The 16,149-nt window shown below is 75.4% G+C and carries 14 protein-coding genes; 8 read left to right on the top strand and 6 right to left on the bottom strand.

The features are described from left to right. The 4 genes from ACI79K_RS19210 to serS all read right to left on the bottom strand — a co-directional run. Nucleotides 1-863, bottom strand: an 863-nt coding sequence (locus ACI79K_RS19210) for an MCP four helix bundle domain-containing protein (protein WP_456600514.1), incomplete at its 3' end; no start/stop codon positions are given. A gap of 119 nt (nt 864-982) precedes the next feature. Beyond that, a complete protein-coding gene (locus ACI79K_RS19205) occupies nt 983-1,786 on the bottom strand; it encodes an HAD family hydrolase (protein ID WP_456590303.1) in 804 nt (267 codons plus the stop codon). Next, entirely contained in the window at nt 1,779-2,687 is a 909-nt protein-coding gene (locus ACI79K_RS19200; protein ID WP_456597352.1) for an HAD family hydrolase, read from the bottom strand. Before ACI79K_RS19200 ends, ACI79K_RS19205 begins: the two co-directional genes overlap by 8 nt. Continuing rightward, the gene (gene serS, locus ACI79K_RS19195; protein WP_456600513.1) at nt 2,684-3,985 is read right to left on the bottom strand and encodes a serine--tRNA ligase; all 1,302 of its coding nucleotides are present in this window, start codon (nt 3,983-3,985) and stop codon (nt 2,684-2,686) included. The genes ACI79K_RS19200 and serS overlap by 4 nt, the downstream gene beginning before the upstream one ends. 195 nt (nt 3,986-4,180) lie before the next feature. Between serS and ACI79K_RS19190 the strand changes: the two genes are divergently transcribed. The 4 genes from ACI79K_RS19190 to ACI79K_RS19175 all read left to right on the top strand — a co-directional run bounded on the left by ACI79K_RS19190 (nt 4,181) and on the right by ACI79K_RS19175 (nt 6,822). After that, nucleotides 4,181-5,608 carry a GuaB1 family IMP dehydrogenase-related protein gene (locus tag ACI79K_RS19190; RefSeq protein ID WP_456600512.1) on the top strand — a complete coding sequence of 476 codons (1,428 nt, stop codon included), beginning with the start codon at nt 4,181-4,183 and terminating at the stop codon, nt 5,606-5,608. After that, nucleotides 5,605-5,952 (top strand): metallopeptidase family protein, encoded by a 348-nt coding sequence (locus ACI79K_RS19185; protein ID WP_456600511.1) that lies wholly within the window; start codon nt 5,605-5,607, stop codon nt 5,950-5,952. The genes ACI79K_RS19190 and ACI79K_RS19185 overlap by 4 nt, the downstream gene beginning before the upstream one ends. Before the next feature lie 153 nt (nt 5,953-6,105). Beyond that, nucleotides 6,106-6,435 (top strand): GroES family chaperonin, encoded by a 330-nt coding sequence (locus ACI79K_RS19180; RefSeq protein ID WP_456590298.1) that lies wholly within the window; start codon nt 6,106-6,108, stop codon nt 6,433-6,435. A gap of 45 nt (nt 6,436-6,480) precedes the next feature. Next, complete coding sequence (locus ACI79K_RS19175) at nt 6,481-6,822, top strand: hypothetical protein (RefSeq protein ID WP_456600510.1); 342 nt, start codon at nt 6,481-6,483, stop codon at nt 6,820-6,822. A gap of 22 nt (nt 6,823-6,844) precedes the next feature. On the opposite strand, the gene ACI79K_RS19170 is transcribed toward ACI79K_RS19175, so the two are convergent. Further along, entirely contained in the window at nt 6,845-7,324 is a 480-nt protein-coding gene (locus ACI79K_RS19170; RefSeq protein ID WP_456600509.1) for a MarR family winged helix-turn-helix transcriptional regulator, read from the bottom strand. A 77-nt stretch (nt 7,325-7,401) separates the two neighbouring features. On the opposite strand from ACI79K_RS19170, the gene ACI79K_RS19165 reads away from it, so the two are divergent. Continuing rightward, complete coding sequence (locus ACI79K_RS19165) at nt 7,402-9,594, top strand: MMPL family transporter (protein ID WP_456600508.1); 2,193 nt, start codon at nt 7,402-7,404, stop codon at nt 9,592-9,594. Nucleotides 9,595-9,614: 20 nt separating this feature from the next. Continuing rightward, nucleotides 9,615-10,493 carry a ketopantoate reductase family protein gene (locus ACI79K_RS19160; protein ID WP_456597357.1) on the top strand — a complete coding sequence of 293 codons (879 nt, stop codon included), beginning with the start codon at nt 9,615-9,617 and terminating at the stop codon, nt 10,491-10,493. Nucleotides 10,494-10,652: 159 nt separating this feature from the next. On the opposite strand, the gene pheA is transcribed toward ACI79K_RS19160, so the two are convergent. Further along, nucleotides 10,653-11,600: a prephenate dehydratase gene (pheA, locus tag ACI79K_RS19155; RefSeq protein WP_456597358.1), complete on the bottom strand. Its 948-nt coding sequence runs from the start codon at nt 11,598-11,600 to the stop codon at nt 10,653-10,655. 106 nt (nt 11,601-11,706) lie between these two features. Here pheA and ACI79K_RS19150 point away from each other — a divergent pair, with 106 nt between their 5' ends. Both ACI79K_RS19150 and ACI79K_RS19145 read left to right on the top strand, forming a co-directional pair. Next, the gene (locus tag ACI79K_RS19150; RefSeq protein ID WP_456600507.1) at nt 11,707-13,386 is read left to right on the top strand and encodes a diguanylate cyclase; all 1,680 of its coding nucleotides are present in this window, start codon (nt 11,707-11,709) and stop codon (nt 13,384-13,386) included. A 101-nt stretch (nt 13,387-13,487) separates the two neighbouring features. Continuing rightward, entirely contained in the window at nt 13,488-16,118 is a 2,631-nt protein-coding gene (locus tag ACI79K_RS19145) for a diguanylate cyclase domain-containing protein (protein ID WP_456600506.1), read from the top strand. Nucleotides 16,119-16,149 lie beyond the last annotated feature (31 nt).

The following is a 16,149-nucleotide window of genomic DNA, read 5'->3' as shown; positions in this document are numbered from 1 at the left end:
CGCAGCACCCCGCCGATCGAGTCGAGGGTCCGGTCGACCGAGGCCGAGACGCGGGCCAGCTCGGCGCCGCCGGTCGGGCCCACCCGGACGCTGAGGTCGCCGTCGGCCACCCGGTCGAGCACCTCGCTGATCCGCTGCACCGGGCGGTTGATGCTGCGGGCCACCAGAACGGCCAGCCCGACCGACACGACGAGGCCGATCCCGATGACGAGGAACGTCAGCGTGCGCGCCGCCTCGGCGGCGTTCCTCGCGTCCTCCGCGATGGCGTCGGCGAACTCCGACTGCGCGTCGGCGGCCTCGGTGAGGGCGGCGATCGCCTCGATCTCGGCGGCGTCGAGCTCGGCGCCGGCGGTCTCCAGCTGCGCCAGCTGGGCCGGGTCACCGCTCTCGAGGGCAGCGATGATCTCGCCGAGCGTGGTGAAGTAGTCGGTCATCGCGGGCTCGAAGCGCTCGAAGGCCGCGCGCGACGCGGCACCCAGCGGCTCACCGTCGACGAGGCCGGTCAGCTCCTGGATCCGGGCCTGCACCTCGGTGGCGCGGGCCTGGTACTGGGCGACCGCCTCCGGCTGCAGCCCGGGGATCGTGGTGCGCGCCGAGTTCGCCTGGTACTCCCACCAGGCCGACTGCAGCAGCCGGATCTCGTCCAGCGGCACCGTGCCGTCGTGGTAGATCTGCTCGGCCTGGTCGCTGAGCACCGCCATGCGGGAGGCCCCGATGACGCCGACCGCCAGGGTGGTCAGGGCGACGAGCAGGATCGCCAGCAGGAGCCGGCCCTGCAGACCGACCCGGCGGAACAGCCCGCGCCCTCCCTCCGCCGCGTGGTCGGAACCGTGCTGAGCCGTTGGTGCGACAGCGGCGTCCATGCCGAGCCTCCCGAGGGACAGAACCGCTCCACCGGCGGTCGACTTCCCGGGTTTTCGGCAGATCGCGCGCCGGATTGAGCCGACCCAAGGCTGGAGTCACTCCAGCGGAGCACGAACGGCTAGAGCGACCTCAGGAAGGTGGCGACGCCGTCCTCCTCGTTGGTCCCCGTGACGTCGGTGGCGACGGCGAGCAGGTCGGGGTGCGCATGCGACATCGCGACCGCCCGGCCGCCGCCGTCGCGCACCCACTCGAAGGCGGCGATGTCGTTGGGCATGTCGCCGAAGACGACGACGTCCTCGGGGCCGATCCCGTGCCGGGCGGCGACCGTGGCCAGGCCCGACGCCTTCGTCACCCCGGTCGCGGAGATCTCCGCGAGGGCATCCGTCGACGAGCACGTGACCGTCGCCCGCCCGCCGATGACCTCCTCCACCAGGGCCACGAACTCGTCGCGCGGCAGCTTCTCGTGGCGGGCCAGGAGCTTGGCGACCGGTTGCTCCAGCATCTCCTCCAGCGTCGCCTCGGCGACCCCCGGCGCGTCGACGTCCCACCGTGGCTTGTAGATCGGCTCGTGGCGGAACTCCAGCCCGTACTCGACCGCGAACCAGGTGTCCGGCTGCCGCCGGCGCAGCTCGGCCGTGACCGACCGGAGGACGTCGGGGTGCACCGGCTCCTCGTGGAGGATCTCGAAGCTCTCCAGGTCCAGGAGCACGGCGCCGTTGCAGCACACCGCCGTCCCGTAGCCGAGCACCTCGCGGATCCGGCGCATCCACCGCGGCGGGCGGCCGGTGGCCAGCACCACCGGGACGCCGTCGGCCCGCCAGCGCTCCAGCTCGGCGACGGTCGCCTCGCTGACCGTGTCGTCCCAGCGCAGGAGCGTGCCGTCCATGTCGCTGGCGATCAGGCGGGGACGCCAGTCAGCCATCGAGCACCGCCTCCAGGTACCGGGCGACCCCGTCGGCGCGGTGGCCGCTGGTCACGTGGGTGGTGACGGCACGAACCGCCGGGTGCGCGTTGGCGACGGCGACGGCCCGGCCCCCGGCCTCGGCGACCGCGGTCAGCATCGGCAGGTCGTTGGGCATGTCGCCGAACACGAGGACGTCGGCGAGGTCGACGCCGAAGCGCTCGAGGGCGACGGCCAGGCCGGTGGCCTTGGTGATCCCCGGCGGCAGCACCTCGATGAACCCGAGGCCGGCGTGGGTCAGCTCGGCGTCGGCCGGGTCGACGACGGAGCGGGCGAGCGCGAGCAGCTCGTCCTGGCCGATCGTGGGCGAGCGCAGGAAGACCTTGAGCACGGCCTCGGCCGGCAGCACCTCGTCCTTGGCCACGAGCTCGGCGTCCTCGGGGTAGGGCCAGTCGAAGCCGTGCTGCACCCGCAACGCGCCGCGCGCCTCGCCCTGATGAGCGGCGTCCTCCACCGCCAGCACGAGGTCCCCGGCCACCGACTCGATCCGCTCGATGACCGCGGCCGCCTGGCTCCGCGGAAGGGCGACTGTGCGCAGCACCTCGTCGCGTTCCAGGTCGACGACGAAACCGCCCTGCGCCAGCACCGCGATTCCGCGCCCACCGAGGGCGACGCGCACGCTCTCCAGCAGCCGGGGGCCGCGGCCGGTGACGCCGACCACCGGGATGCCGGCGTCCCAGCAGGCGGTCACCGCCGCCCGGGTGCGCGGGCTGACCTCGCCGGCGTCGTCGAGGAGGGTGCCGTCGAGGTCGGTGGCGACCAGCTTGGGCCGCCACGGGCCGAGGTCACCGAGCTCCACGACCTGGTCGGCGCCGGGCAGGACGCCGTAGGCCTGCAGAGCCTTCGGCGCGGAATCGCTCATGCCGCGGGCGGCGGGACGGGGACCGCCAGGGTCATGCCGGGGGTCAGCGCCTCGACGCCCCCCAGCCACGGCCGCAGCGCCACCGGCACGTGCACCGAGCCGTCGGCCCGCTGGTGCACCTCGAGCAGGCAGGCGATGGTGCGGGCGATGGCGCAGAGCGTGCCGTTCAGCGTGGCCGCGGTCTGGTTCTTCCCGTCCTCGTCCCGGTACCGGATGGTCAGCCGGCGGGCCTGGAAGGTGGTGCAGTCCGAGGTGCTGGTGAGCTCCCGGTACGTGCCCTGGGTGGGGAACCACGCCTCGATGTCGTACTTGCGCGTGGCGCTGGTGCCCAGGTCGCCGGCGGCGATGTCGACGACGCGGTAGGGCAGCTCCAGGGCCTGGAGGAACTCCTCCTCCCACGCGAGCAGCCGCAGGTGCTCGGCGGCGGCGTCCTCCGGCCGGCAGAAGCTGAACATCTCGACCTTGTCGAACCAGTGCACCCGGATGATGCCGCGGGTGTCCTTGCCGTAGGAGCCTGCCTCGCGGCGGAAGCAGGAGGACCACCCGGCGTAGCGCTTCGGGCCCTGCGCGAGGTCGAGCACCTCACCGGCGTGCATGCCGGCCAGCGCCACCTCGGAGGTGCCGACGAGGTACAGGTCGTCGCGCTCGATGCGGTACACCTCCTCGTCGTGCTCGCCGAGGAAGCCGGTGCCCTCCATGGCGCTCGGCTTGACCAGGGCCGGGGCGACCACCGGGGTGAACCCGGCCGCCACCGCCCGGCTGATCGCCAGCTGGGCCAGCGCGAACTCCAGCAGCGCGCCGGGGCCGGTGAGGAAGTAGAAGCGGGAGCCGGAGACCTTGGCGCCGCGCTCCATGTCGATGGCGCCGAGGGCCTCGCCGATCTCGATGTGGTCGCGCACCTCGAAGTCGTAGGTGGGCACCTCGCCGACGGTGCGCAGGGTGACCGCGTCGTCCTCACCGCCGGGCGGGACGTCGTCGGCGACCACGTTGGGGATGCGCAGGTGGACCTCGCGCAGCGCGGCGTCGGCGGCGCGCTGCTGCTCCTCTGCCTCCTTGACCTCGGCGGCCAGCGCCTTGGCCCGCTCCAGGACGGCCGGGCGCTCCTCGGGGCTCGCCTTCTTCACCGCCTGGGAAGCGCTCTTCTGCTCGGCGCGCAGGTCGTCGGCCCGCTTCACCGCGTCGCGGCGGGCGGCGTCGGCGGCGAGCAGCCGGTCGACCAGGGACTCGTCGGCGCCCCGCGCACGCTGGCTGGCACGGACGACGTCGGGGTGCTCACGCACGAGTCGCAGGTCGATCACGGGACAACAGTAGGTGAGCCGCCCTGCGAGGGGCCGACGGCGGCACGGAGCCCGGAGGGCTTCCGACGACGTGGCCACCAGAGCGCGGTGGCCCGCCGAACCGTGCGATGTCGTGGCGATCAGCCGCTGATGGCCACGAGTTCGCATGGTTCGGCGCGGTCGTCACGGTCCGGCGAGGTACGGGACACTGGGGCAATGCGCTTCCTGCAGCGGCCCTCGCACGACCTCACCTACTCCGACGTCTTCATGGTGCCCAACCACTCGACGGTCGGCTCGCGGCTCGAGGTCGACCTGACCACGCCGGACCGCGTGGGCACGACCATCCCGATCGTCGTCGCCAACATGACCGCGATCTCGGGACGGCGGATGGCCGAGACCACCGCCCGCCGGGGCGGGTTGGCGGTGCTGCCGCAGGACATCCCGGTCGACGTCGTCACCGAGGTCGTCTCCTGGGTGAAGACCCGGCACCCGATCTACGACACCCCGATCACCCTCGCCCCCACCTCCACCGTAGGCGAGGCGCTGTCGCTGCTCACCAAGCGCGCGCACGGGATCGTCGTGGTGGTCGAGGGCGGCTCCCCCGTCGGCGTCGTCACCGATGGCCAGTGCCAGGGCGTCGACCGGTTCACCCAGCTCGCCGAGGTGATGACCCGCGAGCCGCTCACCATCCCCGCCGGCACCGACCTGCCGAAGATCTTCGACGTGCTCTCCGGTGAGCGCGTGAGCGCCGCCCCCGTGGTGGAGGGTGACCGGCTGGTCGGCGTCATCACGAAGAAGGGCGCGCTGCGCTCGGCGATCTACACGCCGGCGGTGAACGCCGAGGGCCACCTGCTCACCTCGGCCGCCGTGGGCATCAACGGCGACGTCGCGGGCAAGGCCGCGGCCTTGCTCGCCGCCGGGGTGGACGTGCTGGTGGTCGACACGGCGCACGGGCACCAGGAGAAGGCGATCGAGGCGGTCCGCGCGGCGCGCTCGGTGGCCGGCTCCGTGCCGGTGGTCGCCGGCAACGTGGTGACGGCGCAGGGCACGCGCGACCTGATCGAGGCCGGCGCCGACGTCGTCAAGGTCGGCGTGGGCCCGGGCGCGATGTGCACCACCCGGATGATGACCGGCGTCGGGCGGCCGCAGTTCTCCGCCGTCGAGGAGTGCGCCGCGGAGGCCCGTTCGCTGGGCAAGCACGTGTGGGCCGACGGCGGCGTGCGGCACCCCCGCGACATCGCCCTGGCGCTGGCCGCGGGCGCGGCGAACGTGATGGTGGGCTCCTGGTTCGCCGGCACGTACGAGTCGGCCGGCGACATCCACGACGACGGCTCGGGCCGGCTCTACAAGGACAGCTTCGGCATGGCGTCGGCGCGGGCTGTCAAGGCGCGGACGGCGACGCAGAGCGGCTTCGAGCGGGCGCGGGCCGGCCTGTTCGAGGAGGGCATCTCGTCGTCCCGGATGTACCTGGACCCGCAGCGCCCCGGCGTGGAGGACCTGATCGACCAGATCGTCGCGGGCGTGCGGTCGTCGTGCACCTACGCGGGCGCGCGGACCGTGGACGAGCTGCACGAGCGGGCGGTGCTGGGGGTGCAGAGCTCGGCCGGCTACGAGGAGGGCCGGCCGCTGCCGACGTCCTGGTGAAGGCGCTCCCGCTCCCAGTCTTCGAGGAGCTGGTCGCCGACGCCCTCGACCAGGTGCCGCCCGAGCTGATGGGGCTGCTGGACAACGTCGTCGTCCTGGTGGAGGACCGCAACGCCGACGAGCCCGAGCTGCTCGGGCTCTACGAGGGGTACGCGCTGACCGAGCGCGGCTGGGACTACGGCGGCTCGCTGCCGGACCGGATCATGATCTACCGCGAGGCGATCTGCGACATCTGCGAGACCGAGGACGAGGTCGTCGAGGAGGTCACGATCACCGTCGTGCACGAGATCGCGCACCACTTCGGCATCGAGGAAGACCGCCTCCACGAGCTCGGCTGGGGTTGACCCCGGCGTCTCGTGCACGAAGCGCCGGGTGGTCGGTGCGGCACCGACCACCCGAGTGCGCAGTCGTTGCCGCCGACACGGGCGGACACGCCGGGCAGACCGACCACAAGTCAGCACTCGGCCGCTCCGAGGGCCCTAGTAGCGTGGGACGACGTGCCCGAGAACAGCGCCGGCCGGTTGCCGATCAAGATGCTGCACGACCGCATCCTGGTGTCGCTGCGCCGGGAGGACGGCGAGCGGCGCTCCACCGGCGGCATCCTCATCCCGGCCACCGCGCAGGTCGCCAAGCGGCTGGTGTGGGGCGAGGCCAAGGGCGTCGGCCCGAGCGTGCGCCAGGTCAAGATCGGCGACCAGGTGCTCTTCTCCCCCGAGGACCAGCACGAGGTCGAGGTGCACGGCGAGGACCTGATCATCCTGCGCGAGCGCGACGTGCACGCCGTCGCCGCCGAGCGCATCGAAGAGAGCACCGGCCTCTACCTCTGACGGGCGCGGCTTGCCACCGGTGCGGTGGCCCGCCATCATGCTCGCATGATCAACAGCGTGCGGCCGCAGGCCCTCGCCGTCGGCGTCTGGGCACTGTTCGTCGCCGCCTCGGCGGTCCTCGCCGCGCAGCCGGGTGACCCGGGGACCGTCCCGGGCGGCTGGCTCGTCGCGCTCGCGGTCCTGGGCGTCCTGGCGGCGGGGAGCAGCCGGGTGGCGTACGCCGTCCTCGTCGCGCTGAACACGGTGCTGCTGGCCACGGCGCTGCTGCTCGCCGTCCCCATCGAGCCGACGATCGGCGCCTTCTACGCGCTGGTCGCCGCAGCACTGGCGGCCCTCGTCGGCATCCCGCTGGTCGCCCGCCGGGGCTCGGTCACCCCGACCGCCTGATCGGCCCCTCCGCGCCCGCGGCTCAGGCGGGTGGATCGGGCTCCGGGGTGCGGGCGTGCTGCTCGATCACCCCGGTCATGTCGGTCAGGAACCGGTGGACGACGGCGAGCTCGGCGTCGGAGTAGCCCTCCATCGCCGCCAGCAGGTCCCGCTGCAGCCCGCCGAAGAATTCCGCCCCGGCGGCCATCGCCTCCGATGACATCTCCAGCGTCACCCGGCGGCGATCGGCGTCGTCCCGCACCCGGCGCAGGTGGCCGGCGCGCTCCAGCCGGTCGACCAGCGCGGTCACCGACGCCGAGCTCAGCTCCACAGCCGCGCCGAGCCGGCCCGCGGTGAGCGCCTCACCGCGGCGGGCGGCGTCCATCACCGCCACCAGCGCCCGGACGTCGGTGCGCCCCAGCCCGTGCAACCCGGCGAACCGCTGCCCGACCGCATCCAGCTCCACGGTCAGCCGGCGGAGGAGCAGCGCCAGCTCCTGCCGCGCGGGATCGACCTCGGCCACCACACCTCCGTTCGCGCGCGGCACGAGACCGCCCTAATCTCTCGATCACCGAGATGATCGACCATCAAGGAAATGCGATGCCGCGCCGCACCCCCGTCCTCCGCTGGATCCTGCCTGCCGTCGTCGCCCTGCTGTGGCTCGGGCTGGCCGGACCCCTCGGCTCGTTCAACGGCAAGCTCGGGGAGGTCTCGGAGAACGACTCCGCCGCCTTCCTCCCCGACAGCGCCGAGTCCACCCGGGTGACCGAGCTGCAGCAGCGGTTCCGCACCGAGCGCACGCTGCCGGTGATCCTGCTCTGGGAGAGCGAGGACGGCGCGCTCGACCCCGCCGCGCTGACCGAGGCGCAGGAGCGGGTCGAGGAGGCGGCCGCCCTCGCCGAGGACGCCGGCGCGCTGGCCGGCGAGCCGTCGCCGCCGATCCCGTCGGAGGACGGCGAAGCGGTGCAGGCGGTGCTGCCGTTCGACCCGGACCTGGGCGACGCGCTGGGGCAGGTCATTGCCGACCTGCGCGATCTGCCGGGCATCGACGGCACCACGGCGTACGTCACCGGCCCGGGCGCGATCTTCTCCGACTTCGCCGAGGGCTTCTCCGGCATCGACGGCCTGCTGCTGCTCGCCGCGTTCGGCGTCGTCCTGCTCATCCTGTTGGTCGTCTACCGCAGCCCGCTGCTGCCGCTGCTGGTCATCGGCACCGCCGGCCTCGCGCTGGTCGTCTCCCTCGCCGTCGCCTACTTCCTGGCCGACCGGGGCTGGATCACGGTCAACGGCCAGAGCCAGGGCATCGCCTCGATCCTGGTCGTCGGCGCGGCCACCGACTACGGCCTGCTGCTGGTCGCCCGCTACCGGGAGGAGCTGCGCCGCGAGCGGTCCCCCGTCGCCGCGATGAAGGTGGCGCTCCGGCAGTCGTGGGAGCCGATCCTCGCCTCCGGCGGGACGGTGATCCTCGGCGTCCTCTGCCTGCTCTTCTCCGACCTCGGCTCCAACCGCGCGCTCGGCCCGATCTCCGCAGTCTGCATCGCCTTCGCCATGCTCGCCGCGCTCACCTTCCTGCCCGCGGTGCTGGTCCTCTTCGGCCGCGCGGCGTTCTGGCCGTTCCGCCCGAAGTACGGCGAGGAGCACGCGCACGGGAAGGGCTGGGAGCGGGTGTCGGCCTCGGTCGGGCGCCGTCCGGGCCGGTACCTGCTCGGCAGCGGCGCCCTCCTAGTGGTCATGGCGCTCTTCCTCCCCACCTTCGACGCCGACGGCATCCCCCTGTCGGAGGCGGTGCGTGGTGGCTCGGAGTCCGGCGCGGGGCAGGAGGCGCTGGCCCGGCACTACGAGGCCGGTGGCGTCAGCCCCGCGGTGGTCATCACCCCCGCCGACGGATGGCAGGACGTCGCCGACGCCGCGTCGCAGGTCGACGGCGTCGCCGGGGTGGCGCCCTTCACCGGTGGGGGCCCGCCCGGAGCGGGGAACGCCGAGCCGGTCGTGGCGGACGGACTGGTCCGCATCGACGCCACGCTGGCCGACGCCCCGGACAGCGAGGCCGCGCAGAGCACCGTGGCCGACCTGCGGGCGGCGGTGCTCGACGTCGACCCCGACGCCCTCGTCGGCGGCTCGACCGCCCAGGACCTGGACACCCAGCAGACCGCCGCCCGCGACCTCGCAGTGATCGTGCCGCTGGTCCTGCTGGTGATCACCGTCGTGCTCGCGATGCTGCTGCGGGCGGTCGTGGCGCCGCTGCTGCTGGTGGGCACGACCGCGCTGAGCACCGCCGCGACCGTCGGCGTCGCCGCGCTGGTCTTCGAGCACCTCTTCGACTTCCCGGGCAGCGATCCGCAGGTGCTGCTCATCGGGTTCGTCTTCCTCGTGGCCTTGGGGATCGACTACAACATCTTCCTCATGACCCGGGCCCGGGAGGAGTCGACTCGGCACGGGGCGCGGGCCGGCGTCCTGCGGTCGCTGGCGGTCACCGGCGGGGTGATCACCAGCGCCGGGCTGGTGCTCGCGGCCACCTTCGGGGCGCTGACCGTGCTGCCGCTGGTCATCCTCATCCAGCTCGGGTTCCTCGTCGGCTTCGGCGTCCTGCTCGACACCTTCGTCGTCCGGACCCTGCTCGTGCCCTCGGCCGTGCACCTGATCGGCGACAAGGTCTGGTGGCCGGGCCGGCTGGCGCAGGGGCCCACCGAGCCGGCCGCGCCCACGGAGGAGCGCGGGCTGGAGCGCAGAAAGGACCCCGCTGCCCCCCACCACTCGCGAGCTCGCGGCGGGACCCTGCAGCGGGGCCGCTGACGTAGCGCGAGGATGGCGTCATGGATCCGTTGCGCGTGGCCGTGCTGGGACCAGGTGGCGTCGGCGGGCTGCTCGCCGCTCTGCTGGCGCGCCAGCGGCACGCCGTCACCTGCCTGGCCCGGCCGGGGACCGCGGCACACCTCGACGAGCACGGCGTGCGGGTGACCAGCGACCGCTTCGGCGAGCTGACGGCGCGGGTGCGCGGCGCCGAGCGGCTGGACGGCCCGGTCGACGTCCTGCTGGTGACGACGAAGGCCACCCAGCTGGAGGAGGCGCTCGGCCGCGTGCCCGCCGACGTGCTGGGCGGCGCCGTCGTGGTGCCGCTGCTCAACGGCGTCGAGCACCTGGCGGCGCTGCGCGAGCGCTACCCGGCGGCGCGGGTGGTCGCCGGCACGATCCGCGTCTTCGCCGACCGCCCGGCGCCCGGCGTGGTGCGGCACGACGGCGAGCTGTGCGCCGTCCAGCTGGCGCCGGGCGCCGAGCCGCTGGCCGACGCGCTGACCGCCGCCGGGGTCGACGTCACGGTTCGACCGGACGAGGCCGGCCTGCTGTGGGACAAGCTCTGCTTCCTCGCCCCCATGGCGCTGCTGACCACCCAGGCCGCGGCCCCTCTCGGCACCGTGCGCGACCAGCACGGCGAGGAGCTCGCCGCGGTCATCGGCGAGGTCGCCGCGGTGGCGCGGGCCGAGGGCGCCGCCTCCGACGCCGCCGCCACCCGCGAGTTCGCCTGGTCGCTGCCCGACGGCATGCGCTCGTCGATGCAGCGCGACGCCGAGGCGGGCAACCCGACCGAGCTGGAGGCCATCGGCGGGGCGGTGCTCCGGGCGGCCGACCGGCACGGCGTCGACGTCCCGGTCACCCGGCGGATCGTCGAGGAGCTCCGCACCCGCGCGCGGTGACGGCCCCGTCCGGAGGCTCGCCGCGAGCCTGCGAGCGGTGCGAGGGACGGGCGGCCCCGTCCGGAGGCTCGCCGCGAGCCTGCGAGCGGTGCGAGGGACGGGCGGCCCCGTCCGGAGGCTCGCCGCGAGCCTGCGAGCGGTGAGGGGGACGGGGTCCTTCTAGAGGTCGCCGGCGCGCACCCGGGCCAGCCACTCGCGGGCGTCGGCGAACGCGGCGTCGGACGACTCCGGCTGCACCGGGCGGTTCTCCCGCCCGTCCGCGCGCGGGTAGGACCCCAGGAAGCGGACGTCCTCGCACACCCGGTGCAGCGCGGCCAGCGCCTCCCCCACGCGCGGGTCGCCCACGTGCCCCTCGCAGTCGAGGGAGAAGGAGTAGACACCCAGCCGCTGCCGGGTGGGCCGCGACTCGATGCGGGTGAGGTTGATGTCGCGGACGGCGAACTCCCGCAGCAGCTCCAGCAGCGCACCGGTGCGGTCGCCCACCACGGCGACCAGCGACGTCTTGTCGTTGCCGGTCGGCGCGGCGGGCGGGGCGGGCGGCTCCACCAGCACGAACCGGGTGACCGCACCGGGGTGGTCGGCGACGTCGGAGACCAGTTGCTCGAGGCCGTAGCGTTCGGCGGCGATCGCCGCGCAGACGGCGGCGTCCACCTCGCCCGCGGCCACCGCCGCGGCCGCCGCGGCCGTGGAGTTGGTCGGCAGCGGCTGGACGCCGGGCAGCAGCTCGGCCAGCCGCCCGCCGGTCTGCGCGAGGGCGTGCGGGTGGCTGGCCACCGACCGGACGGCGGACAGCGCCGTCCCCGGGCGGACGGCGAGGACGAAGGCGACCTCCAGGTACACCTCGCGGGTGATCACCAGCGGCGCGCCGTCGGCCAGCCCGTCCATGGTCGCCGGCACCGACCCCTCGACGGAGTTCTCCAGCGGCACGAGGGCGGCGTCGGCGTCACCCGATCGGACGGCGGCCAGGGCCGCGGCGACGCTCGGGTGGGGGTCCCGACGCCCCTCGGCGGTGGCGATTGCCCTGCTCAGGGCCGCTTCGGCGAAGGTACCCTCGGGCCCCAGATAGGCGAATCGCGTCGGAGACGAACTGGGTGGCATCCCGGGCATCCGACGAGGGTAGTGCGCACGGGACGAGGCGGTCGCCCGGCCCGGACGGGCACCGGGAACCGGCAGCACCGGCCCTCCGGGGCCCCACCGCGGAGGGGAGGGATGCGTGACCGCAGGTCGTGCCCGCGTCGCTCCCGGCGCCCTGCACACCGCCCTCTGGCGACTGCTCGACGCCAGCGACCGGGAGGACCACGCTCCCTTCCTGGCGCGCCTGGACGAGGTCGACGAGGCCTTCGCCGGCAGCCCCGACCCCGCCTGGCGCGCCTGGCGGCACGCGTTCGACGCCCACCGCGCGCTCGTGGACGACGACCCCGCCGGCGCTGAGGTCCGGATCGCGGCGGCCCGCGAACAGCTCGACGAGTGCCCGGTGTCGTCGCAGACGGCCCTGCTCATGGCCTACCTCGCCCACGTCGAGGCGACCGCCGACCACCTCGACTCGGCCCTGCTGCTCGCCGTCGACGCCAGCCTGCTCACCGACGGGCCCGCCGTGCCGCCCTCGCGCGCCCTGCTGCAGGCCCACCGCTGGCTGTCGATGACGCTCTCCGGGCTGGACCTCGAGGAGCTCGCCGTCCACCACGCCGTCCGCGGGCACCAGGTGGCCGCGGAGCTGCCCGACGTCGGTGACCGCGGCCGGCTGCTGCTGCTCACCGCCCGCCAGCACGTCGAGCTCGCCCAGACGATGCGCCGCCGCGGCGACACCGAGCGCGCCGCCGAGCTGGCCACCGAGGCGATCGCCTGCGCGACCGCCGCCCGCGAGCTGGACTGGTCTCCCGAGCAGGCCGACGCCGACCTGCTCGACGTGGTGCAGGCCTGGGCGCTCATGTGCAGCGGCGACCCGGGCGCCGCTCTCGGGCCCCTGCGCCGCGTGCGGCGGGCCCTGCAGCGCGACGGCGGCGGCCTGTGGCTGCGCGGCTACACCGACCTGGCACTCGCCCGCGTGCTGGCCGCCCTCGGGTCCGGCGGACGGGACCCGGCGGCGGGCGAGGAGGCGATCACCCTGCTTGTCGACGCCTCGGGCGCGTTCGCCGCCGTCGGTGACCGACGCCGCTACCGGCAGAGCCTGCTGGAGCTCGGACAGGGCAGCGCCGACCTGGGCCGGCCGGCCGAGGCGCTGCACTGGCTGGAGGCCTACCGCGCCGACACCGGCCGGGCGCACGCCCGCAGCCGCGAGCTGTGGGCGGAGATGTTCGTCCGGCGCAGCCGGCTGCGCGAGGCCGAGCGGCAGGAGGCGGTGCTCCGCCGGCACGCGCTGGAGGACCCGCTGACCGGGCTGGGCAACCGGCGCAGCGCGGAGCGCCGGCTGGGGGCGCTGCGGCTGGGCGAGGAGCCGCTGTCCCTGGCCGTCGTCGACGTCGACCGGTTCAAGGAGGTCAACGACGACACCTCGCACACCCACGGCGACGCCGTGCTGCGCCGGGTCGCCGACCTGCTGCGGGAGCACAGCCGCACCGGCGACGAGGTGTACCGCTGGGCCGGGGACGAGTTCCTCGTCGTGCTGCCGACCGCCACCGAGGCGCAGGCCGTGGTCGTCATGGAGCGGCTGCGGTCGGCCGTCGCCGAGGCCGACTGGCGCGACCTGCAGCTCTCGGGGCCGGTGACGGTCAGCATCGGCGTGGCGACGGCGCCGGCGGTCCCCGACGGGCAGCCGAGCCCGGTCGCCGGCTGGCGAGCGCTCTTCGACACCGCTGACCTCCACCTCTTCTCCGCCAAGCGGCTCGGGCGCAACCGGGTCCGCGCGCACGGGCCGGCCGACGTCACCCCGGCCGATCGCGGGGCGACTGCGTGACGACCCTGCGCGTGTGGGACGGGAGGGACACGACGGACGAGGGACGGCGCGTTCCCCGTGACGTCCTCGACACTGTCGGTGACGACATGCACAGTGCGCTCGTGCCACCGGGAGCCCTGCACCAGCGGGTGACCGCCGCTCTGAGCAACTGGCAGCTCGACGACGCCGAGCAGCTGCTCGCCGGGGTCGAGCGGGACACCTCGCCCTACGTCGCGGCCGCACCGGCCGCCGACGCGCCCGACGGCGCCCCGGCGTCGCTCGGCCGCGCGTGGGCCGACACGCTGCGCGCCGAGCTGCTGGTGCGGCGGCTGCGCGTCGCCGGCTTCACCCTCGTCGGCGACCCCGTCTCCCCCGCCGAGTCCGCCCTCGACCTGCACGCCGGGGTCGCCGGGCTGATCGACGGCGACTGCGCGGACGCCGACCCGCGGTCGGAGTCGGCCTCCCGCGCGGCGCTGGCCATCGCCCTGGTCCGCTCGGCCAAGGCGGCGTTCGACGCCGCCGACGACGACCTCCAGCGGGCCGCCGGGCTCGCCCGCCACGCCCGCATCGAGCTGCTGTCGCGGCGCATCGACGCCGCGATGGACGAGGCCGTGGAGGCCGCGAGCCTCCTCGACCCGGGGTTGGCACCCAGCCCGCTGCTGGTCGACACGCTCGGCACGCTGGCCGGCGTCCTCGCCGACCTGGAGCTGATGCCGCTGGCGCTGGACTACCAGCGACGCGCGGTCGAGGCCGCCCAGGCTGTCGCCGCGAGCGGGGCGGAGGAGACCGATGCCGACGTGCTCGTCGCCGTCGCAGCCACCCGCCTCGGGGAGCTGTGCGCCGAGCTCGGCGAAGGCCTCCTCGACGACGGCGCCCCCGATTCGGCCGCGCCCTACTTCGCGGAGGCCCGTGGGCTCGCCGAGCAGGCACTGGTGCAGCTGCCCCCGGACTCCGCCGGTGTCGTGCCCGCCCAGGTCGTGCACGGGTGGGCGCTGGTGGGCCTGGGCGAGCAGGCCGCCGCGGCCGGGCCGCTGCGCGCCGCGATCCGGCTCTCCGCGGCCGCCGCCGACCGGGACCGCATGGCCTCGGCGCAGCTGGCCCTCGGCCGCGCGCTGCGCCGCCAGGGCGAGGGCCGGGCCGCCGACGAGCACCTGGTCGCCGCCCTCACCCTGGCCACCGAGCACGGCCTGCCGCGGCTGCGCCGGGCCGCCCTGCGGGAGCTCTGCACGCTGCACGCCGACCTCGACGACGCCGGCCGCGCCCTCCCTTACCTGCAGGCCTACCTCGCCGACGAGCTGGACCGGGTCGACGAGCGGCGCACCCGCTGGGTGGAGCTGTTCGGCCGGCGCAAGAGCCTGCTGGAGACCGAGCGGGCCGCCGGGCAGCTGCGCCGGCAGGCCTACGAGGACCCGCTGACCCACCTGCCCAACCGGCGCTACGCCGAGGCGCGGCTGGACGGGCTGCTGGCCGCCGGCGACGTCCCGGCGCTGGCCGTGGTCGACGTCGACAACTTCAAGGCGATCAACGACACCGCCGGGCACCCGGCCGGCGACGCCGTGCTGCGGACCATCGGCGAGCTGCTGGTCGCCGGGGTGCGCGACACCGACGAGGTGTGCCGCTGGGCGGGTGACGAGTTCGTCATCCTCCTGCCCGAGACGACGGCGGAGCAGGGCGAGCGGGCGCTGGAGCGCATCCGCGCCTCGGTCGCCCGGTACCCGTGGACCGACCTCGGCCTCGACCTGCCGGTGACCATCAGCGCCGGCATCGCCTCGGCCACCCGGGGCGACGACCGCAAGACGCTGTTCGCCGCGGCCGACGGGGTGCTGTACGACGCCAAGCGCAGCGGCCGCGACCGCGTGGTGCGGCTCTCCGCGGTCACCCAGACGCGGGCCGCCGACGGCGCGCCCGAGCCGGCCGCCCAGGAGGCCGCGGCCCCGGAGGCCACGACGCCGGACGCGACGACGCCCGGGGAGACGACGCCCGGCGCCGCGCCGCCGGAGCCCGCGGGAGCCACGCCCGCCGACGACGCCGCCCGCGCCGCCGCCGCCGTCCGCGCGGAGGCGGCCGGCTTCGCCGCGCTGCTGGGCGGCGCGCACCCCCCGCTGGCCACCGCACGCCCGGGCGAGCCGCTGCTGGCCCCCGTCGCGCCGGCGCCCCCCGCCGCGGGGGTCGGCCCGGTGGTGGTCCGCGCCGCGGGCCGCACCACCGAGCAGGTGCTCGCCCTGGTCCGCGACGCCCGCCGCGAGACCCCCGACCGGCCCGTGCTGGTCCTGCGCGCGGCCGCCGAGACGCTGGTGGCGTTGGCCACCGAGCACGGGTCCGGCACCACCCTGGACGGCGCCGCGCGGGCCGCGGCCGTCGGCCCGCTGCCGGAACCGGCCGGCCGCACCACCGTGCTGTGCGCCGACGGTGCGGACGCCGCCGTCGCCGCCGAGGCCGCCTTCGCCGCCCGCGTGACCGGCACCGAGGTCCGCCTGATCGAGGACGGGACACTCCCCGAGGGCACCGACTGCCTCGTCGTCGTCGCCGGGGCGGACCCCGGGCTGGCCGCGACGATCGGCGCGCGCACCGACGTACCGGTGGTCGCGGTGCCGACCTCGGCCGCGCACCCCGGTGGGCTCGGCGGGCTGGGCGCGCTCGTCACGATGCTGCACCCGGCCGGGTCCGGGGTGGTCGTCGCCGCGGTCGACGACGGCTGCTCGGCGGGCATCTTCGCCGCGCGCACGGCGCGGAGGGGCGCCAGGAGGGCGTGACCCCGGGCCGGGGGACGGCACCTGGCCGCGG

The organism is Blastococcus sp. SYSU DS0616 (assembly GCF_054051015.1).
This window is presented reverse-complemented; position numbering and strand designations above follow the sequence as displayed.

Coding starts and splice junctions, on each gene's coding strand:
- ACI79K_RS19205 (WP_456590303.1), bottom strand. CDS start 1,786: ATGGCTGACTGGCGTCCCCGCCTGATCGCCAGCGACATGGACGGCACG.
- ACI79K_RS19200 (WP_456597352.1), bottom strand. CDS start 2,687: ATGAGCGATTCCGCGCCGAAGGCTCTGCAGGCCTACGGCGTCCTGCCC.
- ACI79K_RS19190 (WP_456600512.1), top strand. CDS start 4,181: ATGCGCTTCCTGCAGCGGCCCTCGCACGACCTCACCTACTCCGACGTC.
- ACI79K_RS19175 (WP_456600510.1), top strand. CDS start 6,481: ATGATCAACAGCGTGCGGCCGCAGGCCCTCGCCGTCGGCGTCTGGGCA.
- ACI79K_RS19165 (WP_456600508.1), top strand. CDS start 7,402: ATGCCGCGCCGCACCCCCGTCCTCCGCTGGATCCTGCCTGCCGTCGTC.
- ACI79K_RS19160 (WP_456597357.1), top strand. CDS start 9,615: ATGGATCCGTTGCGCGTGGCCGTGCTGGGACCAGGTGGCGTCGGCGGG.
- pheA (WP_456597358.1), bottom strand. CDS start 11,600: ATGCCCGGGATGCCACCCAGTTCGTCTCCGACGCGATTCGCCTATCTG.